Consider the following 22,418-nt stretch of genomic DNA (forward strand, 5'->3'; position numbering starts at 1 on the left):
TGCGCTCATTCGTGGCGGGCGCCGTCTGCGCGGCGGCCCGCCGTCATCCTTGTGACTTATTCGACATGTTCGCCGTGCAGGATCACGTCGAGGCCCTCGCGCTCTTCCTCTTCGGACACGCGCAGGCCAATCGTCAGGTCGATCAGCTTCAGCAGCACGAAGCTCAGCACGCCGCTGTAGACCAGCGTGATCAGCACGCCCTTCGCCTGCAGCAGCAGGCTGCCGTCGGCGCCGCCGATGTCCTTGACCGCGAACACGCCCGTCAGCAGCGCGCCGAGAATCCCGCCAATGCCGTGCACGCCGAACGCGTCGAGCGAATCGTCGTAGCCGAGCTTCGACTTGAGCCACGTGGCCGACCAGAAGCAGATCACGCCCGCCGCGATGCCGATCACGAGCGCACCGGCGACGCCGACGAAGCCGGCAGCCGGCGTGATCGCCACGAGACCCGCGACCGCGCCCGACACGATGCCGAGCACCGACGGCTTGCCCTTCGCGACCCATTCCGCAAACATCCAGCCGAGCGCCGCGCAGGCGGTCGCCACTTGCGTGGTCAGCATCGCGAAGCCGGCACGGCCGTCGGCCGCGACCGCGGAGCCCGCGTTGAAGCCGAACCAGCCGACCCACAGCATCGAGCCACCGATCATCGTCAGCACCAGGTTGTGCGGCGCCATCGATTCGCGGCCGTAGCCGACGCGCTTGCCGAGCACGAGGCACGACACGAGGCCTGCGATACCGGCGTTGATGTGCACCACCGTGCCGCCCGCGAAGTCGAGCACGCCGTCGGCCGACAGCCAGCCGGTCGGCTCCCACACCATGTGCGCGATCGGCACATAGACGATCAGCGACCAGAGCGTCATGAACACGAGCATCGCCGAGAACTTCATGCGATCGGCGAACGCGCCGCAGATCAGCGCCGGCGTGATGATCGCGAACGTCATCTGGTAGACGAAGTAGACCGATTCCGGAATCGTCGTCGCGAGATGGCTGACGGTCAGCGTGGTCGCCTTGTCGCCCTTGATGTAGTTCATGCCGTGTAGGAACACGCGCGACAGGCCGCCGATGAAGCCGTTGCCCGGCGTGAACGCGAGGCTGTAGCCCACCACCGTCCACAGCACCGTGATCGCGGCGGTGATCGCGAAGCTCTGCATCACGGTCGCGAGCACGTTCTTCTTGCGGACCATGCCCGCATAGAACAGTGCGAGGCCGGGGATCGTCATGAACAGCACGAGCGCGGTGGACGTCAGCATCCACGCGGTGTCGCCGGCACTGATCTTCGACGAATCGACGGAGAACGGCTCGGTCGGCGCGGCGGGTGCGGCCGGCGCGGACGCGGCGGCGGCGGCCGATGCGTCGGAGGCGGCGCCCGAAGCGGGTGCGGCGGCAGCGGCAGGTGCCGATGCGTCGGTGGCGGCCGGCGCCGAAGCGGCGGGAGCCGCGGCTGCCGATGCATCGGACGCCGTGGCGGCGGGCGCGGACGCTGCCGCGGCGGAGGCCGCGTCGTCGGCGAGCGCGGGACCGACGCCAGCCGCGATCAGCGAGCCAGCCATCAGCAGGGACATCAGAAGTTTGCGCATCTCGGGTTTCCTCTTGTCGCTTGTCTTGGTCTGTTACAGCGCGTCTGCGCCGGTCTCCCCGGTCCGGATCCGGATCACTTGCTCGATCGGCGTGACGAAGATCTTTCCGTCGCCGATCTTGCCGGTGCGGGCCGCACGCTCGATCGCCTCGACCGCCTGGTCGACGAGATCGTCGGACACGGCCGCCTCGATCTTCATCTTCGGCAGGAAATCGACCACGTATTCGGCACCCCGGTACAGCTCGGTGTGCCCCTTCTGGCGCCCGAACCCTTTCACCTCAGTGACCGTGATGCCCGAGACGCCGAGCGCGGAGAGCGCTTCGCGCGTCTCATCGAGCTTGAACGGCTTGATGATTGCGGTAATCAGTTTCATGGAGTCCTCTCGCAGGTTGATCCCGTCGAATTGGTTGGAATGGTGTGACCGTCTCTCCTCAGCAACTCGCATGCCATGTTCGCGCGAGCACCGCCTCGAACGGCTCCGAAACGGGGTTGCATCGCGTGCTGAAAGGTACGGAAAGATGCGAAAGCCCGGCCGAATGGCCAACGTGGCCCAGGTTTGCTGGCGCGCCGAAAGGATCATTGCTAGAGTGCACGCACGTCCCGGATCTCCGGGCCATTCACCCATGCGGGCGCCATGCCCGGAATTCGCGCCGCGCGCGCACCATTTCCGGTCATGCGTGCATCATGGGCACGTACGCAACTGAAGATGCACACTTTTTGTGCAAGGAAGGAAATCTCATGAAGCAACCCAGCGATGTTTTCAACGACCTGCAGTCGCGCGTCAGCGACCTGCTGAAAAACTCGCCGGCCAAGGATGTCGAGCGCAACGTGAAGGCCATGCTGTCGCAAGGCTTTTCGAAGCTCGATCTCGTCACGCGCGAGGAGTTCGACACGCAGGCACAGGTGCTCGCCCGCACCCGCGTGCGTCTCGAGGAACTCGAGAAGCGCGTCGCGGAACTCGAGCAGAAGCTCGCAGCGTCCCAGGCCTGACGCCCCACCCGACCGACAGGTCCGGGCGCGGGCCGCCTCGTGCGGCCCGCGCCTGACATCCGGGCCGGTCAGCCGTTCCGTCGTTCCTCGCAATCCCCCGCTCTTCGCTGTTCGTCGCTCTTCGCTCTTCGCTCTTCGCTCTTCGCTCTTCGCTCTTCGCTCTTCGCTCTTCGCTCTTCGCTCTTCGCTGTTTGTAGCGCTTCGCTGTTCGTCGTTCCTCGTTCTTTTCCGCGCCACGCCGGCAAGCGCGCACCGATTCCTCCGATTCCCGCGGCATGCGGCCCGAATGGCCGTTGCCCGTCCGATTCATTTAAAGGAGCCTCGCCATGTCGCTCGCCGTGGTGCGCAGTCGCGCGCCGGCGGCCGGCCGCGCGCCGGACGTCACCGTCGAAGTCCATCTTGCCAACGGATTGCCGTCGTTCTCGATCGTCGGCCTGCCCGATCTCGAAGTCCGCGAAAGCCGCGAGCGCGTGCGCGCCGCGCTGCAGAACTGCGGATTCGACTTCCCCGTCAGGCGCATCACCGTCAATCTCGCGCCGGCCGACCTGCCGAAGGAGTCCGGCCGCTTCGACCTGCCGATCGCGCTCGGCATCCTCGCCGCGAACGGCCAGCTCCCGGCCGACGCGCTGGCCGGCCGCGAATTCGCGGGCGAACTGTCGCTGACCGGCGCGCTGCGGCCGATGCGGGGCGCGTTCGCGATGGCGTGCGGCGCGGCACGGGACTGGCGCGCCGCGGCGACTGGAGCGGGCTTCGGGTCCTGCGCCACGGAGACCGGATCCGGCTTCGGGCCCGCCGCCGCGGGGACCGGCGCGGGCTTCGGGTCTCGCGCCGCGGCCGTCGCGCCGTCCGGGCCGGCGGCCGCAGCCCGTCCGCCCGAGCTGTACCTGCCGCTCGACAGCGCGGCCGAGGCCGCGCTGGTGCCGGGTGTCACCGTGTTCGGCGCGCCCGACCTGCCCGCGCTGTGCGCGCACCTGGCCGGTGCGCCGGATGCGCGGCTCGCGCCGGTCGAGGCGCCCGGCCTCGACGGCGTGCCGGCGCCGGCCGCCCCCGATCTCGCGGACGTCGTCGGCCAGCGCGGCGCCCGGCGCGCGCTCGAAGTCGCCGCCGCGGGCGGGCATCACATGCTGATGATCGGGCCGCCCGGCGCCGGCAAGTCGATGCTCGCCGCGCGGCTGCCCGGCCTCCTGCCGCCGCTGACCGACGACGAGGCGCTGGCGTCGGCCGCGCTCCTTTCCGCGAGCCGCATCGGCTTCTCGCCCGCGCACTGGCGGCGGCGCCCGTTCCGCGCGCCGCACCACTCGTCGAGCGCCGCCGCGCTGGTCGGCGGCCGCAACCCGCCGCAGCCGGGCGAGATCACGCTCGCGCACCTCGGCGTACTGTTTCTCGACGAGTTGCCCGAATTCGACCGGCACGTGCTGGAGATGCTGCGCGAGCCGCTGGAAGTCGGCCGCATCACAATCTCGCGCGCGGCGCAGCAGGCCGACTTCCCTGCCGCGTGCCAGCTGATCGCCGCGATGAATCCGTGCCCGTGCGGCTGGCATGGCGATCCGTCCGGGCGCTGCCGCTGCACCCCGGAGCTCGCCACGCGCTATCTGCGCAAGCTGTCGGGGCCGTTGCTCGACCGCATCGACATCCAGATCGACCTGCCCGCGCTATCGCCGGCCGAACTCGCGTCGCGCGCGACGGCGCCCGGCGAGCCGAGCACCGCGGTCGCCGCGCGGGTCGCCCGGGCGCGTGCGCTGCAGCTCGACCGGCAGGGCAAGACCAATCACATGCTGAGCGGGCGCGAGACCGACGACCTGTGCCGGCCGACCGACGACGGCGAGCGGCTGCTGCGCGAGGCCGGCGAGCGCTTCGGCTGGTCGGCACGTGCGTATTTCCGCGTGTTGAAGGTCGCACGGACGATCGCCGACCTGGCCGGCGACCCGTTGCCGACGGCCGCGCAGATCGCCGAGGCGATCCGCTACCGGCGTGCGCTCACGGCACTATGAATGCCCGCGGAGGACAAAATATGACTGTCAAGACTTGACTTATGCACAATTTCGCGAATCCGGCCCCTGATCAACCGGCGCGGGCACCCCTTCGCCACGAGATTCGTATCCCTTTGTTTTTATTGATTTTTCCGAAATGAATGGCCAACCGTCAAATGCGCCGGAAGGCCGTCCGGCGCGGCTTTGCGGGCGATTCGGTCAACTTTTCAACAAAGTTATCCACATGCGCTGTGGATAGCCGAAAAATCCCCGCAAAATCCGGCGATTAGCGTCGAAAGCTGCGAATGAACTTTCAATTGTCATGAAGTGTCTGAGCACCCTCGCCGGCCGCTGTTCAGTCGAGCTTGAACGAGCCGAAAAACTGGTCCAACTGCTCCTGCGCGAGCGGCCCGTCGGCGATCGCGACGGCCTGGTACGCGTGCCGGCCGCGCGCCACGAGCCGCGCGACGATCGTCTTGCGCGAGCGGTCGCCGCCGCTCGCCGCACCCGCGATGCGCAGCTCGAGCCCGTTCACCGCGCCGCCGGCCGCGAGCGGCACCGGCACCGAGGCCGTCTGCGGCACGCCTTCGAGATTGCGCGACAGCCCGGAGCGCAGGAACTCGAGCGCCGCGCGGCGCGTGTCGTCGCGGTCGTCGGGCAGCGTCAGCGTGCCGACCGCGAACACCGCGCCGTCGACGTGCGCGGCCTGCATCCGCATCGGCATCGACGCGCCGCCGACCGCCACCGGCTGGTTCTCGACGGTCGGCTTCGCCGGCAGGTCGATCGTGTAGCCGGCGTCGTTGTGCAGCGTACGCCAGTCATATGACGGCGAGCACGCGGCCAGCGCCGCGCTCACGCACGCGAGCGCGGCGAAGTGTCGCAGCGGACGAAAAAGGGGGCGCAACGAATCGATGACTTCCTTCGGCATGGCAGTGATGGGGACAGGCAAAAGGCCCATTATCCGCCGAAGCCGACACCCGGGATGTGTGGCGGCCGCCGGTGCGTGCGCCGCATTCGCGCTAAAATAACCGCCGAATTTCGACGTCCTTTGCATCGACCCGCGTCATCGACCGACTCCGAGAGCACCGCAGATGAACACCACGCCTCCCGCCCAGCGCCGCACCGGCCCCGCCCGCTATATCGTCGCGGCCGTCGTCGTCGCGGCCATCGCCGTTGCCGGCTTCTTCGCGTTCAACGGCAAGTCCACCGTGCCGGACGCCACGTTCACGCTGCTGTCCGGTCAGAAGGTGTCGACGGCCGGCGACCTGAAGGGCAAGGTCTACCTCGTGAATTTCTGGGCGACGAGCTGTGCGACCTGCATGCAGGAAATGCCGCAGATGGTCGATACCTACAATCGCTTCAAGGGTCAGGGGCTGGAGTTCGTCGCGGTCGCGATGAACTACGATCCGCCGATGTACGTCGCGAACTATGCGCAGACGCGCCAGCTGCCGTTCAAGGTCGCACTCGACGACGGCAGCGTCGCGAAGCAGTTCGGCAACGTGCAGCTTACGCCGACAACCTTCGTCGTCGACAAGGACGGCAAGATCCTGAAGCGCTACGTCGGCGCCCCGCAATTCGCGGAACTCGACGCGCTGCTCAAGAAGGCGCTCGACGGCAACGCGGCCTGAGCGCAGCCTCCGCACGACGCGACGCGCAGAGCCGCCCGCCGCGCCCTGCCCCGCATGACGGACCGCACGACCGGCCAGCCCGGTTCCGCGGTCCGTCTCTTTTTCAGCGCTCGGTTTCGCCTTTCGCCGACAGCCCGTAGCGCTTCATCTTCTCGTACAGCGTCGCCTTGCCGACATGCAGCCGGTCGGCCGTCGCGGCGACCGCGCCGCCCGTCTGGTTCAGCGCCTCGGCGATCACCGCGCGCTCGAACTGCTCGATGCGCTCCTTCAGCGTCTGGTCGCTCTCGGCGTCGTCGCCGCTCGCACCGGCTTCCTGCGGCATGTCGGCGACGCCGAGCACGAAGCGGTCGGCCGCGTTGCGCAGCTCGCGCACGTTGCCGGGCCAGTCGCGCTGCATCAGGCTCGCGCGCTGCCGGTCGGTCAGCACGGGGGCCGGCCGCCCGTAGCGCACGGCCGCGTCGAGCATGAAGTGCTCGAATAGCGGCACGATGTCCTCGCGGCGCTCGGCGAGCGGCGGCAGCGCGATCGTCACGACGTTGAGCCGGTACAGCAGGTCGCGCCGGAACGTGCCGGCCGCGACGAGTTCGCTCATGTCGCCTTTCGCGGCCGCGACGACGCGGCAGTTCACGCGGATCGGCTGATTCGAGCCGAGCCGCTCGAGCACGCCGTCCTGCAGCACGCGCAGGAGCTTCACCTGCAGCGCGAGCGGCATGCTTTCGATTTCGTCGAGGAACAGCGTGCCGCCGGACGCATATTCGAGCTTGCCGACGCGGCGCTTCGCGGCGCCGGTGAACGCGCCGGGCTCGTAGCCGAACATCTCTGACTCGAACATCGGCTCGGGCAGCGCGCCGCAGTTCACCGCGATGAACGGCTTGTCGCGGCGCGGCGACAGCTCGTGCAGGCTGCGCGCGATCAGCTCCTTGCCGGCGCCCGTGTCGCCGTTGATCAGCACCGATGCGTCGGTGGGCGCGACGTTCGCGATCAGCTTGCGCACCTGTTCGATCGCCGGACTGCGGCCGATGATGCGCGGCGCGACGATGTTCTGGCCGGCCAGCTCGCGCCGCAGCGCATGGTTCTCGAGCACGAGCTCGCGCCGCTCGAGCGCGCGGCGGACCGTCTCGATCAGCCGCTCGGCCGCGAACGGCTTTTCGATGAAGTCGTACGCGCCGTCGCGCATCGCCTGCACGGCCATCGAGATGTCGCCGTGGCCGGTGACGAGGATCACGGGCACGTCGGGCACGCGCTCGCGGCACTGCGCGAGCAGGTCGAGCCCGCTTGCGCCGGGCAGCCGGATGTCGCTGACGATCGCGCCGGCGGTTTCCGCGACGATCGCCTTGTCGGCCGCCTCGGCCGATTCGAACCCGACGACGTCGAACCCGGCGAGCTGGAGGCTCTGCACGCTCGCCCGGCGAACGAGCGCATCGTCTTCGATATAGATCACTTGCAGCCGGTTGGCCATCGTAGTCACTTGCTCCTGACAGACCGCGCGGCGGTGGTGCGCGCGGCTCTCGTTGATGCGGTCGTGCGGTGCCTAGCGCGAGCCCGCCGGCTCGGACACGGCGTCCGGATGATGCGTGCGCGCGCGTCGCAGCGTCAAGACGAACAGCGCGCCGCCGGACGGCGCATTGCGCGCGGTCAGCGCGCCGCCCGCGTCGCTCGCGATCGACGACGAGATCGCGAGCCCAAGCCCGAGCCCGCGCCCCATTTCCTTGGTCGTGAAGAACGGTTCGAACAGCCGCGGCAGCAGCTCGGGCGCGATGCCGGAGCCGTTGTCGCGCACCTCGACCGCGAGCGTCGCGACCGACACCGCGATCGTCACTTCGATCGCCGGCGCGGCGACGCCCGCGACCGCGTCGAGCGCGTTGCCGAGCAGGTTGATCAGCACCTGTTCGAGGCGCAGGTCCTCGCAGCGGGCGACGAGTTCCGGATAGTCGCGCGCCAGGTCGAGCGGCGCATCCTGCGCGGGCGACACCGTCGCATCCTGCAGCGTCAGCGTGAGCGCGACGCCGCGCAGCCGGTCGCCGAGCAGCGACAGCACGCTGCGCAGCGCGCGCACGACGAGCGCCTGTTCGTTGCGCGGCTTCGCGCGGCCGACGAACAACTTCAGCTGGTTGGTGATCTTGCCCATCCGCTCGGTCAGCGCGGCGATCGCCTCGAGGTTCTCGCGCGCGGCCGCCTGCTCGCCGCGATCGAGCAGAACGCGCGTGTTGTCCGAGAAGCTGCGCAACGCCGCGAGCGGCTGGTTCAGTTCATGCGTGATGCCGGCCGCCATCTGGCCGAGCGCGGCGAGCTTGCTGGCCTGGATCAGTTCGTCGTGCGCGGCGCGCAATTCCTGCTCCGCGCGGATCCGGTCGCCGACTTCCTTCTGCAATTGCTCGTTCGCTTCCGACAGGTCGGCCGTGCGTTCCTCGACGCGCCGGTTCAGCTCCGCATACGCCTGCTGCAGCAGCGCGCGGCCGCGGATCATCTCGCGCACGCGCGCGCGGCGCATGCGCCAGTAGAACGCGAGCAACGCGACCGACACGAAGCCGAAGCCCGTGACGATCGTCGCGTTGCGCGCGTCGGCGTCGATGGGCGCGATCGGCGCGAGCGTGACGAGCAGCCAGTCGGGCTCGCCGATCCGCCGCTTGCTGGCGAGGAAACGCGGCGCGCGCAGGCCAGGGCCTACGCCGGCCGCACCGAGGCGCACGATCTCCGAATCGGCGCCGAGCACCTGCTCGACGCGCAGCGGCAGCGGCGTGACGGGCTGCTGCGCGTACTGGCGCGTCTCGTAGATCGACGCGGCGACGGGCCCCGTCAGCGGATGCAGCGTGTGGTACTTCCAGGCGGGCACGGACGACAGGAACACGACGCCGTGATCGTCCGCGACGACGAGCGGCTCGGACGCATCGGCGCCCTGGAACCATTCGAGATTGAGCTTCACGACGACGACGCCCGCGATCCTGCCGTCGCGCCACACCGGCTGCGAGATGTAGTAGCCGGGATCGCGCGAGATCGTGCCGATCGCGAAGAAGCGGCCGACCCGGCCGTTCATCGCGTCGATGAAATACGGACGAAACTGGTAGCCGTTCCCGACGAAGCTGTCCGGCGCGCGCCAGTTGCTGGCGGCGACGCACAGACCGTCCGCGCCGATCACGTAGGTGACGGTCGCGTGCGCGTGTTCGTTGAGGTCTTCGAGATAGCGGTTCGCGCGTGCGGTGAAATCGGCGCGCTTCGGCTCGGCGAGCAGGTCCAGCACGTACGGATGGCTGCCGAGCAGATAAGGCAGCGATTCGTAGCGGTCGAGCGTGCTCTTGAGCGCGTTGGTGGTGCGGTCGACCCGCACCGCGGCGTTGCGCTGCAGCTCGGCGACGCCGCGCTGCCACGTGATGGTCCAAGTCAGCGCGCACGCCGCCGCGAGCGCGGCGGCAAGCACGACGAGGATGAGCAGGCGGCGCTTCACGGACGTGACTTCCTGGCGATGCGGATCGCCTATTGTGTCATAGGGCGCCTCGTCGCTGCCCCGGCCGCCGCGCGGCGCACCGCCCGCGGGCGGTGCCGCCGCCTGCTCCTTCATGACGTCAGACGCCGGCCGTCTCGGTCGGCGTGACCTCGCCGCCGCCCTTCAGCGCCTGGCGCAGCTTGTTGCGGTCGAGTTCCTTCTCCCAGGCCGACACGACGACCGTCGCGACGCCGTTGCCGACGATGTTGGTCAGCGCGCGGCATTCGCTCATGAAGCGGTCGATGCCGAGGATCAGCACCATGCCCGACAGCGGGATCGTCGGCACGACGGCGAGCGTCGCGGCGAGCGTGATGAAGCCCGCGCCCGTGACGCCGCTCGCGCCCTTCGACGTCAGCATCGCGACCGCGAGCAGCGTGAGCTGCTGCATCCACGTCAGTTCGATGTTGGTCGCCTGCGCGATGAACAGCACGGCCATCGTCATGTAGATGTTGGTGCCGTCGAGGTTGAACGAATAGCCGGTCGGCACGACGAGGCCGACGACCGAACGCGAGCAGCCGGCCTTCTCGAGCTTTTCCATCAGTTGCGGCAGCGCGGCTTCCGACGAGCTCGTGCCGAGCACGATCAGCAGCTCTTCCTTGATGTACGACACGAAGCGGATGATCGAGAAGCCCGTGAAGCGCGCGATCGCGCCGAGCACGACCAGCACGAACACGACCGACGTCAGGTAGAACGTGCCGATCAGCTTGAGCAGCGGCACCAGCGAGCCGACGCCGTACTTGCCGATCGTGAACGCCATCGCGCCGAACGCGCCGATCGGCGCCAGCTTCGTGACGATGTGCACGATGCCGAACAGCACGCGCGTGAGGCCGTCGATGAAGTCGGTCACGACCTTGCCGCGCTCGCCGAGGTGCGCGAGCACGCTGCCGAACAGCAGCGCGATCAGCAGGATCTGCAGGATTTCACCCTGCGCGAACGCGTCAACCATCGTGTTCGGGATGATGTGCATCAGGAAGTCGACCGTCGACTGTCCGTGCGCCTTCGCCGCGTACGATGCGACTTCCTTGCCGTTCAGCGTCGCCGGATCGATGTTGAAGCCGACGCCCGGACGCAGGATGTGCGTGGCCGCGAGGCCGAGCAGCAGCGCGAAGGTCGACACGATCTCGAAGTACAGCAGCGCCTTGCCGCCGACGCGGCCGACCTTCTTCATGTCCTCCATGCCGGCGATGCCGGTGACGACCGTACAGAAGATGATCGGTCCGATCACCATCTTGATCAGCTTGATGAAGCCGTCGCCGAGCGGTTTCATCTCGGTGGCGAGCGACGGATAGAAGTGGCCGAGGATCACGCCGACGATGATGGCGAAGATCACCTGCACATAGAGCACTTTGTAGAAGGGTTTCTTCTTCACGATGGTTCCTGCTGAAGTAGATGATGAGCCGGTGGAAACGGCGTCACGCGCGCAGGCGAATGTCTCAGGGGAGAAGGCATTCGCCCGCGCGGCTGCCGTGCCGCAACAAGCGATGCCTCAGGACATCCGGAGGGGGAGGAAGGCATTGGTCATCGGTTGTCTCCTTGCTTGCTGTAGTAGTTCGGCCGGGGGATGGCCGTGCGCTTTATATCGCAAGGTCGATGCCAGGTTTCCGGAGCCCCTCAAGCCATTGTTTTCATTGTATTTCTCATAATGCGGCAGGCAAGGAAATCCGGGGTTCCGGATTTCCGGAAAATATCCGTCCGGCGATCCGGACGGAGCGATCGTTTCATATGATGAATCAATGCTGCACGGCTTCACCGGCCAGCACGCCCGTCTGCGCATAGAACTCCTGCTGCGCGAACGCGTCGCGCTCGCGCCGCGCGCGCTCGCCGCGGTCCGCGAGCGAACCGACGACGATCCCGACGAACGCGAGCGGCACCGACACGAGCGCCGGGTTGTCGAGAAACACCGGCGCGTGCGCGTGGTGCAGCACGTCGACCCACACCGACTTCGACAGCACCGTCAGCGCCACCGCCGACGCGAGGCCGAGGCCGCCGCCGAGCACCGCGCCGCGCGTCGTCATCCCGCGCCAGAAGATCGACATCGCGAGCACCGGGAAATTGGCGCTGGCGGCCACCGCCGCGACGAGGCCGACCATGAACGCGACGTTGACGTGCTCGAACAGGATCGACAGCGCGATCGCGACCGCGGACAAGCCGATCGTCGCCGCGCGCGAGATGCGCATTTCCAGCCGCTCGTCGGGCTTGCCGCGCGCCCACATCTGCGCATACAGGTCGTGCGAGATCGTGGTCGCGCCGGCGAGCGTCAGCCCGGCAACCACCGCGAGGATCGTCGCGAACGTGACGGCCGCGATGAAGCCGTAGAACCAGTTGCCGCCGACCGCCTGCGCGAGCTTCACCGCGACCATGTTCGAGCCGCCGAGCAGGTCGTGCGTCAGGTTGAAGGTGCCGTTCGCGCCGAGCCGGAAGAATTCCGGATGCTGCGCGAGCAGCACGATCGCCGAGAAGCCGATCACGAACGTCAGCAGATAGAAATAGCCGATGAAGCCCGTCGCGTAGAGCACCGACTTGCGCGCCTCCTTCGCGTTCGGCACCGTGAAGAAGCGCATCAGGATATGCGGGAAGCCGGCCGTGCCGAACATCAGCGCGATGCCGAGCGACAGCGCGTTGGCCGGATCGCGGATCAGCTTGCCGGGCCCCATGATCGACAGCGCGCCCGGATGCACGGCCACCGCGCGACGGAACATCTCATCGACGCTGAAGCCGAACTCGCCGAGCGCGAGCAACGCGAGCAGCGTTGCGCCGCACAGCAGCAGCACGGCCTTGATCACCTGCACCCAGGTGGTCGCGGTCATCCCGCCGAAGAACACGTAGACGACCATCAGCACGCCGACGATCAGCTCGGCCGTGCCGTACGACAGCCCGAACAGCAGCTGGATCAGCTTGCCCGCGCCGACCATCTGCACGACCAGGTACAGCACGACGATCGTCAGCGCGTTCGCGGACGTCAGGAGCCGGATCGGCCGCTGTGCGAAGCGGTACGCGACCACGTCGACGAACGTGAACTTGCCGAGATTGCGCAGCGGCTCGGCGATCAGGAACATCACGAACGGCCAGCCGACCAGGAAGCCGATCGAGTAGATCAGCCCGTCGAAGCCGAACATGAACACCATCCCGGAGAGCCCGAGGAACGACGCGGCCGACATGTAGTCGCCCGCGATCGCGAGTCCGTTCTGCAGCCCGGTGATACCACCGCCGGCCGTGTAGAAGTCGCGCGTCGAACGCGTGCGGCGCGCGGCCCAGCGCGTGAGCGCGAGCGTCGCGAACACGAACGCGAAGAACATCGCGATCGCCACCGGGTTCAGCTCGACCTTGTCGGGCATCGGGCCTGCGACGCCGGTCGCGTGCACGGTGGAGGAAACGAGAACGGCCAGCGCGCCGAGCGCGCTCGAAGTGCGTCGCATGTCGGCCTCCGTCACGAACGCTGCAGGATCGCGTCGACGCGGCGGTCGAACGCACGGTTCGCGCGCAGCACGTAGCACGCGGTCAGGCCGATCGCGACCAGGATGATCGCGACGCCCGCGGCGATCCCGACCGTGGTCGTCGCGCCGCGGTACAGCGGCGCCGCAAGCACGTGCGGCGCGAGCGCGACGAGCAGGATGAAGCCGTAGTACGTGGCGATCATCAGTGCCGTGAGCGTGAAGCTGAAGCGGCGCCGTGCGCGCACGAGCTGCTGGTAGTCACGGCGCGCCGTGACCGATTCGATGACGGAAAGCTCCATGGTGTCTCCAATGTCTCCTCGTCGTTTCGCGAGAAGTGTCTTGTGGATGGCCGGCGCGCCAATCGATCCGCCCGCGCCGTGGCGGCACGTCAATGCGTTACACGACGCGATCCGCGCGCAGTCGCGCGACCTCGTCGGCCGACAGCCCGAGCCAGCCGCCGAGCACGTCGTCCGTATCGGCGCCGAGCACCGGCGGCGCGCCGCGCACCGGCAGCCGCGCGCCGTCGAAGCGGTACGGCGGTGCCAGCACGTCGACGCCGCCCGCGACCGGATGCGGCTGCCGCGTGACGAGCCCCGCCCGGGTCGCGCGCTCGGAGGTCAGCGCCTCGTGCAGCCCGAGCACTTCGCCGCACGGAATGCCGCCGGCGGCGAGCGCCGCGAGCAGCGTCGCGCGCGGCCGCCGCGCAAGTTCGCCGCGAATCTCCGGCAGCAGCGCGGCGCGGTTCTCCGAGCGGCCGAGATTGGTCTTGTAGCGTTCGTCCGCGGCGAGGTCGGGCCGCGCGATCGCATCGCAGAAACGCGCGAACTGCGTGTTGTTGCCGACCGTGATCACGAGCGGGCCGTCGGCCGCGTCGAACACGCCGTACGGCACGATCGACGGATGCGCATTGCCGTAGCGCGGCGGATCCTCGCCCATCAGCAGCGCATCGAGCCCGTAGTACGCGGTGATCATCAGCCCGCAGTCGAACAGCGCCATCTCGATGCGCCGCCCGCGCCCCGTCGCATGACGCTCGTACAGCGCGGCGAGGACCGCCTGCGCCGAATACATGCCGGTGAACAGGTCGACCGCCGCGACACCGAATTTCAGCGGCGGCTGGCCGGCCTCGCCGTTCAGCGCCATCAGCCCGGCCTCGCCCTGCACGACGAGGTCGTAGCCGGGCCGCGCGGCTTCCGGGCCCGAGCGGTCGTAGCCGGAAATCGCGCAATGCACGAGCCGCGGATTGAGCGCGGCCAGCGCGTCGTAGCCGAGCCCGAGTTTTTCCGCGCCGCCGAACTTGAAGTTGTGCAGCACCACGTCGGCCTGCGCGGCCAGCTCGCGCGCGAGCCGCCGCCCTTCGTCGGTCTGCAGGTCGAGACAGATCGAGCGCTTGCTTCGGTTCACGCTGTTGAAGTAGGTCGTTTCGGTGTCGCCGATCCGCAAGCCCCAGTCGCGCGTGTCGTCGCCGCGCGCCGGATGCTCGACCTTGATCACTTCCGCGCCGAAATCGGCAAGCACCATCGCGCACCACGGGCCTGCCAGCACGCGCGAGAAATCGAGCACCTTCACGCCGGCCAGCGGCAACGCGCGCGATTCGTTCGTCATCCTTGTCTCCTCCATTCGCGTCGTTCGTCTTTATTGTTTCGACAGCGCGATGTAGCGCGCGAGATGGTGATCCTCGTCGCCGAGCTGGTGATCGATCATCACGAGCCGCTTCGCGTAATGCGACAGCGGCAGCTCCCAAGTCATCCCGATCCCGCCGTGCAACTGGATGCTCTCCTCGGCGACCAGCGTGCCGATCCGGCCGATGGTGTACTTGGCCGCCGCGAGCGCGCGTTCGCGCACCGCGCGCGGCGCATCGAGCTGCGCGGCCGCGTTGATCACCGCCGAGCGCGCCTGCTCGACTTCGAGCAGCAGGTCGGCCATCCGGTGCTGCAGCGCCTGGAAGCTGCCGATCGGCATGCCGAACTGCTTGCGCGTGCGCAGGTAATCGAGCGTCGCTTCCTTCGCGACGTCCATCGCGCCGAGCGCCTCCGCCGACAGCGCGAGCAGCCCGTAGCCGAGCACGCGTTCGAGCAATGCGGCGCCTGCTTCGTCGTCTTGCGTTTCCGGCACGCCGAGCGCCGCATCGCCCGGCAGCACGACGCGCTCGAAGCGCACCTCGGCCGCGCGGCCGCCGTCGATCTTCTTGTAGTCCCGCAGCGACACGCCCGGCGCGTCGGCCGGCACGACGAACAGGCCGATGCCGGCCGCGTCGTCGTCCTGACCGGAGACGCGCGCGCTGACGACGAAGAACGCCGCCTGCGCGGCCTGGTCGACGACGCCCTTCGCGCCCGTCAGCACCCAGCCGTCGCCGGCACGCTCGGCGCGCGTGCGCACGGTCGTCAGTTCGTAGTGCGAGCCCGGCTCGTCGTGCGCGAACGCGGCGCTCGCGCTGCCGTCGATCAGCGCGGCCAGCCGCGCGCGATGCGCGTCGCCGCCGGCCAGCGCCAGCGCGCGACCCGCGAGCAGCGTGCCGAGGAACGGCTCGACCACGAGCCCGCGGCCGAGGCATTCGAACACCACGGCGATGTCGAAACCCGCGCCGCCGAAGCCGCCATCGGCTTCGGCAAACAGCGCGCCGACCGCGCCGAGCTCGGCGAAGCGCCGCCACATCGCGCGATCGAAGCCTTCGGCCGACTGCGCGATGCGGTCGCGCACCGGGAACGCGTACCGTTCGGCGATGAAGCGGTTCAACGTGTCCGCCAGCATCCGGCGGTCTTCTGTGTGCTGGAAATCCATCGTCGCGTCCCTCGTTACAGCCCGAGCATCATCTTCGCGATGATGTTCTTCTGGATCTCGTTCGAGCCGCCGAAGATCGACAGCTTGCGGTTGTTGAAGTACTGCTGCGCGGCGCTCGCGGCCTCGTCCGGGCCGACCGGCTCGCCGTCGTAATCGGCATCGAGCGCTGCGTCGACGAACGGCTGCGCGTACGGCCCCATCGCGCGGCGCATCAGCGCGGTGATCTCCTGGCGGATCTGCGTGCCGCGGATCTTCAGCATCGAGCTTTCCGCGCCCGGCACGCCGCCGCCCGCGACCGCCGCCAGCACGCGCAGGTTGGTCGTGCGCATGTTCTCGAGTTCAATCTCGACGCGCGCGATGCGCGCTGCGAAGAACGGATCGTCGGCGAGCGGCCGGCCGTTCTTCGTGACCTTCGCGGCCACCGCGCGCAGCCGCTCGAGCGCGGCCGTCGAGAAGCCGATCCCGGCGATGTTGGTGCGCTCGTACGTGAGCAGGTATTTCGCGCAGGTCCAGCCGCGGTTTTCTTCGCCGACGAGGTTCGCCACGGGCACGCGCACGTCGGTGAAGAACACTTCGTTCACTTCGTGCTCGCCGTCGAGCGTGATGATCGGGCGCACCTCGACGCCCGGCGTGTTCATGTCGATCAGCAGGAAGCTGATGCCCTCCTGCTTGCGCACGTCGGTCGCGGTGCGCACGAGGCAGAAGATCATGTTCGCGTAGTGGCCGAGCGTGGTCCACGTCTTCTGGCCGTTCACGACGTAGTGATCGCCATCGCGCACCGCGCTCGTCTTCACCGATGCGAGGTCGGAACCGGCGCCCGGCTCCGAATAGCCCTGGCACCACCAGTCGGTGCCGTCGAGAATGCGCGGCAGCCAGTGGCGCTGCTGCGCTTCGCTGCCGTACTTGATCAGCACGGGCCCGAGCATGTTGACGCCGAACGGCACGATGCGCGGCGCGCCGGCGAGCGCGCATTCGTTGTCGAACAGGAACTTCTGCGCGACGCTCCAGCCAGGGCCGCCGTATTCGCGCGGCCAGTGGCTCGCGAGCCAGCCGCGGGCGTTCAGGATTGCGTGCCATTCGCGCATGTCGTCGCGTGTCAGGTGCAGGCCGCCCTTCACCTTGCGCGCGGTGCGCGCGGGCAGTTCGGCGGCGAGGAAGCGCTGCACTTCGGTGCGGAACGCTTCCTCTTCGGGAGTGAAATTGAGGTCCATCGTGGGTCCGTTGCGAATGCGGTTGGCGTTCAGTCGATACGGTTCAGGCTCGCGAAATCCGCGCCGCGCCCGACCAGCTCGACGAGCAGCGGCGACGGTTTCCAGAACAGCGGATCCTCCTGCGCGAACGCGCGGATGTCGGCGAGCACGTTCGCGAGGCCGACCGTGTCCGCGTAGTGCATCGGGCCGCCGCGATGGCGCGGGAAGCCGTAGCCGTACAGGAACACCGCGTCGACATCGAGCGGGCGCAGCGCGATCTTCTCGTGCACGACGTTCGCGCCTTCGTTGATCATCGCGGCAAGGTAGCGGCGCAGGATTTCGTCGTCGGTGAACGCGCGCGGCGTGATGCCCTTCTTCGCACGCTCCTGCGCGACGATCGCCTCGACTTCCGGGTCCGGCGTGCCGACGCGCGCGCCGTCCGGATACAGGTAGTAGCCGCGCCCCGTCTTCTGGCCGAACCAGCCGCGCTCGCACAGCCGGTCGGAAATCTCCACGTAGCGCGCGCGCGGGTCGCGCGTCGCCGCGCGGCGCTTGCGGGTCGCCCAGCCGATGTCGCCGCCCGCGAGGTCGACGACCTGGAACGGCCCCATCGGGAAGCCGAATTCGCGCACCGCGCGATCGATCTGGTACGGCGACGCGCCGTCTTCCATCAGGTAGTCGGCCGCGGTGCGATAGACGGCGAGGATCCGGTTGCCGATGAAGCCGTCGCACACGCCGGCGCGCACCGGTGTCTTTTTCAGCTGTTTGGCCAGCGCGAATGCGGTCGCGACGACGTCATCGGCGACGCGCGCCGGCACGACGATCTCGAGCAGCTTCATCACGTTCGCCGGCGAGAAGAAATGCAGGCCGATCACGTCGGCTGGCCGGTCGATGCTGGCGGCCAGCTCGTCGATGTCGAGATACGACGTGTTGGTCGCGAGCACCGCGCGCGGCTTGCACGCGCGCGCGAGCTCGGCGAACACCGCCTTTTTCACGGCCATGTCCTCGAACACCGCCTCGATCACGACGTCGGCCTGCGCGAGCGCGTCGTACGACGTGCTGCCCTTGAAGCGCGCGAGGCGCGCCGCGTGCGCGGCCGGCGTCATCCGCCCCTTCGCGACGAGCCCGTCGTACACCTTCTCGACATGCGCGCGGCCGCGCGCGAGCGACGCTTCGTCGCGTTCGATCATCGTCACCGGCAACCCGGCGTCGAGTGCCGCGACCGCGATGCCCGCGCCCATCGTGCCGCCGCCGACCACGCCGATCCGCTCGACCGGGCGCGCGCTCGCGCGGCGCGCCTCGGGCGCCTTCGCGGCCTCGCGTTCCGCGAAGAACGCGTGCACGAGGCCCGCGCGCTGCGGGCTGTCGAGGCACTGCAGGAACAGGCTGCGTTCGAGCTTCATCCCCGCGTCGAACGACAGCGTGAGCGCGGCCTCGACCGCGTCGACGATCTTCGCCGGCGAGAACAGGCCGCGCGACTTCTTCGGCAACTCGGCGCGCGCCGCGTCGATCGCGGCCTGCGCGGCCGCGCGGTCGGCGAGGCCCTGCGCATCGCGCGTGCGCCGAGCCGGCGCGCCGAGCGACACGAGTTCCTGCGCATAGGCGAGACCTTCGGCGAGCGTGTCGTCGCTGTGCGCGACGCGATCGACGAGGCCGAGCGCGAGCGCTTCGTCGGCGCTCGCGTGACGCCCCGTCAGCATCAGGTCGAGCGCGGCCTGCGCGCCGATCAGGCGCGGCGCGCGCTGCGTGCCGCCCGCGCCGGGCAGCAGGCCGAGCGTGACTTCGGGCAACCCGAGCTTCGCGCCGGGCACCGCGAGCCGGTAATGCGCGGCGAGCGCGACTTCGAGGCCGCCGCCGAGCGTCGCGCCGTGCAGCGCCACCACGACCGGCTTCGCGCTCGACTCGATCCGCTCGCAGACGTCGGGCAGCGACGGCGGCACGGGCGGCTTGCCGAATTCGCGGATGTCGGCGCCCGCGATGAAGTTGCGGCCGGCGCCGACGATCAGCACCGCGCGGATCGCGGCGTCGGCCTGCGCGGCGTCGAGCGCGTCGGCGAGGCCGCGCCGCACATCGGCGGAAAGCGCGTTGACGGGCGGATGGTCGATCGTGACGACGAGCACCTTGTCGCGCCGTTCGCGCGTGACGGTGCCGGTCTGGGCGGGTTCGGGGGAAGCGGTTGAATTCATCGTGTCTCCATTGCGGTGCGCCATGCAGGCGGGACCGGTCGCCGGGTCGGCGAGCGGCGCCGCGTCCCGATCCCGCGCGGCGGGAAACGATCCGGCGCATGTGCCGGGCATGACTCGATTCTCGATTGATCGAGATTCATTGACAATTCCCGCTCGACTTTACAAGCTGTCAAGTCTGACTTGACATTGAATGCTTTCGGACCGCTTCGGGTCCTTAAGCGGGACGGATCAGGAGACACCGGGCATGGACCTGAACGCGCTGACGCTGCTCGTCGAGATCCTCGACGCGGGCAACCTGAGCAAGGCCGCGCAGCGGCTCAAGATGAGCCGCGCGAACGTCAGCTACCGGCTGAACCAGCTCGAGCGCTCGATCGGCCAGCAGCTCGTGCGCCGCACGACGCGCCGCATCGAGCCGACCGAAATCGGGCTGAAGCTGTACGAGCACGGCCGGCGCATCCGCAACGAGCTGCTCGCCGCGCAGGAATCGGTGACGACGCTCGGCCAGGACCTGCAGGGCCGCGTGCGGCTGTCGGTGCCGAGCGGCTATGGGCAGATGGTGATGTCCGACTGGCTGCTCGCGTTCAAGCGGCTGCATCCGGGCATCGTGCTCGACGTGGTGTTCGAGAATCGCGTGGAGGACCTGATGCGCGACGAAGTCGACATCGCGATCCGCGTGATGTCCGAGCCGCCGCAGAACCTCGTCGCGCGCGACATGGGCGCGGTGCGCTACGTCGCGTGCGCGTCGCCCGCGTTCGCGGCCGCGCACGGGATGCCCGCGAGCCTCGGCGCGCTGGCCGCCGCGCCGGTCGTCACCGCGACGGTGCTGGGGCGGCAGCTGCGGATCGCCGCGTACCTCGGCGACGAGCGCCACGAGGTGCTGCTCGAGCCCACGCTGATTTCGGAGAACTTCCTGTTCCTGCGCCAGGCGATCCTCGCCGGGATCGGCGTCGGCATCGTGCCCGACTACGTGATGCAGGACGACATGCGGCGCGGCACGGTCGTCACGTCGCTCGACGCGTATCGTCTCAGCATCTTCGGCACGCACATGTACATGCTCTACATGCCGAACCGGCACCACACGCGCGCGACCGCGACGTTCATAGAGTTCATCCTCGAACAGGCCGGAAAGGCCGGCCGGGGCGGGCCCGGCGGGATGCGTCAGGGTTTCCTGTCGGATGACAATCCGCCGGCCGCACGGCGACAATAGCGCGCCGTCCGTGCGGAGCGCGTGCCGCGCACACGCCGCCTCCTTCGAATTCACTGTTGCCGAGGGTTTCAATGTTCGACCGGATCCGTCCGCATTCGCGTCCCCGGACGCTCGTCGCCACGCTCGCGCTCGCCGCGCTCGTCACGTTCGGCGCCGGCTGCACATCGCCGTCCGCGCCGTCGGGCGCCGTCGTCCCGGTCGCTGCCGCATCGGGCGCCGCGGTGCCGCTGCCCGGCGTTCACGCGCCCGAACTGTCGTCCGGCTGGACCGACAAGCCGGGCTGGACCTCGCAGCGCTTCATGATCGCGGCCGCGAACCCGCTCGCCACGCAGGCCGGCTACGAGATGCTGAAGGCCGGCGGCACCGCGATCGACGCGGCGATCGCCACGCAGATGGTGCTCGCGCTCGTCGAGCCGCAATCGTCGGGGCTCGGTGGCGGCGCGTTCATGCTGTACTTCGACGGCCGTTCGACGCAGGCGTACGACGGCCGCGAGACCGCGCCGGCCGCCGCGACCGACCGGCTGTTCTACGGCCCGACCGGCCAGCCGATGGGCTTCTACGAAGGTGTCGTGGGCGGCCGTTCGGTCGGCACGCCGGGCGTGCTGCGGATGCTCGACGCCGCGCACCGCGCGCACGGCAAGCTGCCGTGGCGCCGGCTGTTCCAGCCCGCGATCCGGCTCGCCGAGCACGGCTTCACGATCAGCCCGCGCCTCGCGATGCTGATCGCGAACGACAAGTACCTGATGAACGACCCGGCCGCGCGTGCGTACTTCTACAACAAGGACGGCACGCCGAAGGCGGCCGGCACGGTGCTGAAGAACCCCGCGCTCGCGACCGTGCTGCGCCAGGTCGCCGATCGCGGCGCGAATGCGTTCTACACCGGCGCGATCGCGCGCGACATCGTCACGAAGGTGCGCAAGCACCCGACCAATCCGGGCCTGCTGTCGCTGCAGGATCTCGCGCGCTACAAGGCGAAGGTGCGCGCGCCGCTGTGCACCGACTACCGGCGCTCGGTGGTGTGCGGGATGCCGCCGCCGTCGTCGGGCGGCCTCGCGATCGCGCAGATGCTCGGCATTCTCGAGGCGATGCCCGACTGGCAGCAGATCGGCGCGCAGAAGCCGGTGCGCAACGAAGTCGGCTACGAGCCGACGCCGTTCGCCGCGCACCTGTTCAGCGAAGCGGGACGCCTCGCGTATGCGGACCGTGCGCGCTACGTCGCCGATCCGGATTTCGCGCCGCTGCCGGGCGGCAGCTGGGCGAGCCTCGTCGACCGGGCCTATCTCGCGCAGCGCGCGCGCCTGATCGGCGACACGAGCATGGGCGTCGCGCAGGCCGGCACGCCGCAGGGCGCGACGCTCGCGCTGGCCGACGACCGCAGCCCCGAATTGCCGTCGACGTCCGACATCGCGATCGTCGACCGCTACGGCCAGGCGCTGTCGATGACGACCAGCGTCGAGGACGCGTTCGGTTCGCGGCTGATGGTGCGCGGGTTCATGTTGAACAACCAGTTGACCGATTTCTCGTTCGTGTCGAACGAGAACGGGCGGCCGGTCGCGAACCGCGTGCAGCCGGGCAAGCGGCCGCGCTCGGCGATGTCGCCCGAGCTCGTGTTCGACCAGAAGACGAAGCAGGTGACGATGATCGTCGGCTCGGCCGGCGGCCCCGCGATCATCAATCACGTCGCGAAGACGATGATCGGCGTGCTCGACTGGGGGATGACGATGCAGCAGGCGATCGCGCTGCCGAACGTCGGGTCGATGAACGGGCCGACGCAGCTCGAACGCGGCCGCGTGTCGGACGCGCTCGTCGACGGGTTGAAAGGGCGCGGGCACGACGTGCGGGTCGTCGAGATGAATTCGGGACTGCAGGGGATCCAGCGGCTGAACGTGCAGGGGCAGACGGTGTGGTTCGGCGGGGCCGACCCGCGGCGGGAAGGCGTCGCGATGGGCGAATGACACGACCGGCACGGGCGGCGCGCATG

General features: G+C 69.1%; 17 protein-coding genes. 5 read left to right on the forward strand and 12 right to left on the reverse strand.

Annotated features, from left to right (window positions below):
- Positions 1–56: 56 nt before the first annotated feature.
- Positions 57–1,574 carry an ammonium transporter gene (locus U5A56_RS21150; protein WP_124486541.1) on the reverse strand — a complete coding sequence of 506 codons (1,518 nt, stop codon included), beginning with the start codon at positions 1,572–1,574 and terminating at the stop codon, positions 57–59.
- Positions 1,575–1,607: 33 nt separating this feature from the next.
- Entirely contained in the window at positions 1,608–1,946 is a 339-nt protein-coding gene (locus U5A56_RS21155; RefSeq protein ID WP_006398175.1) for a P-II family nitrogen regulator, read from the reverse strand.
- 365 nt (positions 1,947–2,311) lie between these two features.
- On the opposite strand from U5A56_RS21155, the gene U5A56_RS21160 reads away from it, so the two are divergent.
- Together U5A56_RS21160 and U5A56_RS21165 are read left to right on the forward strand one after the other, a co-directional pair.
- Positions 2,312–2,563, forward strand: coding sequence for an accessory factor UbiK family protein (locus tag U5A56_RS21160; RefSeq protein ID WP_006398174.1), 252 nt, complete (start codon positions 2,312–2,314; stop codon positions 2,561–2,563).
- 326 nt (positions 2,564–2,889) lie between these two features.
- Entirely contained in the window at positions 2,890–4,554 is a 1,665-nt protein-coding gene (locus U5A56_RS21165; RefSeq protein WP_321924393.1) for a YifB family Mg chelatase-like AAA ATPase, read from the forward strand.
- A 334-nt stretch (positions 4,555–4,888) separates the two neighbouring features.
- On the opposite strand, the gene U5A56_RS21170 is transcribed toward U5A56_RS21165, so the two are convergent.
- Positions 4,889–5,461, reverse strand: coding sequence for a hypothetical protein (locus U5A56_RS21170; RefSeq protein ID WP_044846738.1), 573 nt, complete (start codon positions 5,459–5,461; stop codon positions 4,889–4,891).
- A 163-nt stretch (positions 5,462–5,624) separates the two neighbouring features.
- On the opposite strand from U5A56_RS21170, the gene U5A56_RS21175 reads away from it, so the two are divergent.
- Positions 5,625–6,161 carry a peroxiredoxin family protein gene (locus tag U5A56_RS21175; RefSeq protein WP_044846739.1) on the forward strand — a complete coding sequence of 179 codons (537 nt, stop codon included), beginning with the start codon at positions 5,625–5,627 and terminating at the stop codon, positions 6,159–6,161.
- Between the two features lie 103 nt (positions 6,162–6,264).
- Here the strand turns inward: U5A56_RS21175 and U5A56_RS21180 are convergent, their stop codons facing one another.
- The 9 genes from U5A56_RS21180 to U5A56_RS21220 all read right to left on the reverse strand — a co-directional run bounded on the left by U5A56_RS21180 (position 6,265) and on the right by U5A56_RS21220 (position 19,230).
- A complete protein-coding gene (locus tag U5A56_RS21180) occupies positions 6,265–7,620 on the reverse strand; it encodes a sigma-54-dependent transcriptional regulator (RefSeq protein ID WP_044846740.1) in 1,356 nt (451 codons plus the stop codon).
- A gap of 72 nt (positions 7,621–7,692) precedes the next feature.
- Positions 7,693–9,717, reverse strand: a complete 2,025-nt coding sequence (locus tag U5A56_RS21185; RefSeq protein ID WP_321924395.1) for a sensor histidine kinase — start codon at positions 9,715–9,717, stop codon at positions 7,693–7,695.
- A 4-nt stretch (positions 9,718–9,721) separates the two neighbouring features.
- Positions 9,722–11,011: a dicarboxylate/amino acid:cation symporter gene (locus U5A56_RS21190; protein WP_044846742.1), complete on the reverse strand. Its 1,290-nt coding sequence runs from the start codon at positions 11,009–11,011 to the stop codon at positions 9,722–9,724.
- 361 nt (positions 11,012–11,372) lie between these two features.
- On the reverse strand, positions 11,373–13,058 hold the full coding sequence (locus tag U5A56_RS21195) for a cation acetate symporter (protein ID WP_321924397.1): 1,686 nt from the start codon (positions 13,056–13,058) through the stop codon (positions 11,373–11,375).
- Positions 13,059–13,069: 11 nt separating this feature from the next.
- Positions 13,070–13,375, reverse strand: a complete 306-nt coding sequence (locus U5A56_RS21200) for a DUF485 domain-containing protein (RefSeq protein WP_014895931.1) — start codon at positions 13,373–13,375, stop codon at positions 13,070–13,072.
- A 97-nt stretch (positions 13,376–13,472) separates the two neighbouring features.
- Positions 13,473–14,678: a CaiB/BaiF CoA-transferase family protein gene (locus U5A56_RS21205; protein WP_321924398.1), complete on the reverse strand. Its 1,206-nt coding sequence runs from the start codon at positions 14,676–14,678 to the stop codon at positions 13,473–13,475.
- Between the two features lie 30 nt (positions 14,679–14,708).
- Positions 14,709–15,854 (reverse strand): acyl-CoA dehydrogenase, encoded by a 1,146-nt coding sequence (locus U5A56_RS21210; protein ID WP_321800692.1) that lies wholly within the window; start codon positions 15,852–15,854, stop codon positions 14,709–14,711.
- A gap of 14 nt (positions 15,855–15,868) precedes the next feature.
- A complete protein-coding gene (locus U5A56_RS21215; protein ID WP_044846745.1) occupies positions 15,869–17,065 on the reverse strand; it encodes an acyl-CoA dehydrogenase family protein in 1,197 nt (398 codons plus the stop codon).
- Between the two features lie 29 nt (positions 17,066–17,094).
- On the reverse strand, positions 17,095–19,230 hold the full coding sequence (locus tag U5A56_RS21220; protein WP_321924399.1) for a 3-hydroxyacyl-CoA dehydrogenase NAD-binding domain-containing protein: 2,136 nt from the start codon (positions 19,228–19,230) through the stop codon (positions 17,095–17,097).
- Positions 19,231–19,474: 244 nt separating this feature from the next.
- Here U5A56_RS21220 and U5A56_RS21225 point away from each other — a divergent pair, with 244 nt between their 5' ends.
- Both U5A56_RS21225 and ggt read left to right on the forward strand, forming a co-directional pair.
- On the forward strand, positions 19,475–20,437 hold the full coding sequence (locus U5A56_RS21225; protein WP_124486547.1) for a LysR family transcriptional regulator: 963 nt from the start codon (positions 19,475–19,477) through the stop codon (positions 20,435–20,437).
- A gap of 71 nt (positions 20,438–20,508) precedes the next feature.
- Complete coding sequence (gene ggt / locus U5A56_RS21230) at positions 20,509–22,392, forward strand: gamma-glutamyltransferase (protein WP_321924400.1); 1,884 nt, start codon at positions 20,509–20,511, stop codon at positions 22,390–22,392.
- Positions 22,393–22,418 lie beyond the last annotated feature (26 nt).

Origin of the sequence: Burkholderia sp. BCC1998, from assembly GCF_905339875.1 — a bacterium.
Lineage (GTDB): Bacteria > Pseudomonadota > Gammaproteobacteria > Burkholderiales > Burkholderiaceae > Burkholderia.

Excerpts from the sequence above, each read along its gene's own strand:
- U5A56_RS21195 (WP_321924397.1), bottom strand. The coding sequence starts at position 13,058 with ATGCGACGCACTTCGAGCGCGCTCGGCGCGCTGGCCGTTCTCGTTTCC.
- U5A56_RS21225 (WP_124486547.1), top strand. The coding sequence starts at position 19,475 with ATGGACCTGAACGCGCTGACGCTGCTCGTCGAGATCCTCGACGCGGGC.
- U5A56_RS21180 (WP_044846740.1), bottom strand. The coding sequence starts at position 7,620 with ATGGCCAACCGGCTGCAAGTGATCTATATCGAAGACGATGCGCTCGTT.
- U5A56_RS21175 (WP_044846739.1), top strand. The coding sequence starts at position 5,625 with ATGAACACCACGCCTCCCGCCCAGCGCCGCACCGGCCCCGCCCGCTAT.
- U5A56_RS21200 (WP_014895931.1), bottom strand. The coding sequence starts at position 13,375 with ATGGAGCTTTCCGTCATCGAATCGGTCACGGCGCGCCGTGACTACCAG.
- U5A56_RS21185 (WP_321924395.1), bottom strand. The coding sequence starts at position 9,717 with ATGAAGGAGCAGGCGGCGGCACCGCCCGCGGGCGGTGCGCCGCGCGGC.
- U5A56_RS21210 (WP_321800692.1), bottom strand. The coding sequence starts at position 15,854 with ATGGATTTCCAGCACACAGAAGACCGCCGGATGCTGGCGGACACGTTG.
- ggt (WP_321924400.1), top strand. The coding sequence starts at position 20,509 with ATGTTCGACCGGATCCGTCCGCATTCGCGTCCCCGGACGCTCGTCGCC.
- U5A56_RS21165 (WP_321924393.1), top strand. The coding sequence starts at position 2,890 with ATGTCGCTCGCCGTGGTGCGCAGTCGCGCGCCGGCGGCCGGCCGCGCG.
- U5A56_RS21215 (WP_044846745.1), bottom strand. The coding sequence starts at position 17,065 with ATGGACCTCAATTTCACTCCCGAAGAGGAAGCGTTCCGCACCGAAGTG.
- U5A56_RS21150 (WP_124486541.1), bottom strand. The coding sequence starts at position 1,574 with ATGCGCAAACTTCTGATGTCCCTGCTGATGGCTGGCTCGCTGATCGCG.
- U5A56_RS21170 (WP_044846738.1), bottom strand. The coding sequence starts at position 5,461 with ATGCCGAAGGAAGTCATCGATTCGTTGCGCCCCCTTTTTCGTCCGCTG.
- U5A56_RS21205 (WP_321924398.1), bottom strand. The coding sequence starts at position 14,678 with ATGACGAACGAATCGCGCGCGTTGCCGCTGGCCGGCGTGAAGGTGCTC.
- U5A56_RS21155 (WP_006398175.1), bottom strand. The coding sequence starts at position 1,946 with ATGAAACTGATTACCGCAATCATCAAGCCGTTCAAGCTCGATGAGACG.
- U5A56_RS21160 (WP_006398174.1), top strand. The coding sequence starts at position 2,312 with ATGAAGCAACCCAGCGATGTTTTCAACGACCTGCAGTCGCGCGTCAGC.
- U5A56_RS21220 (WP_321924399.1), bottom strand. The coding sequence starts at position 19,230 with ATGAATTCAACCGCTTCCCCCGAACCCGCCCAGACCGGCACCGTCACG.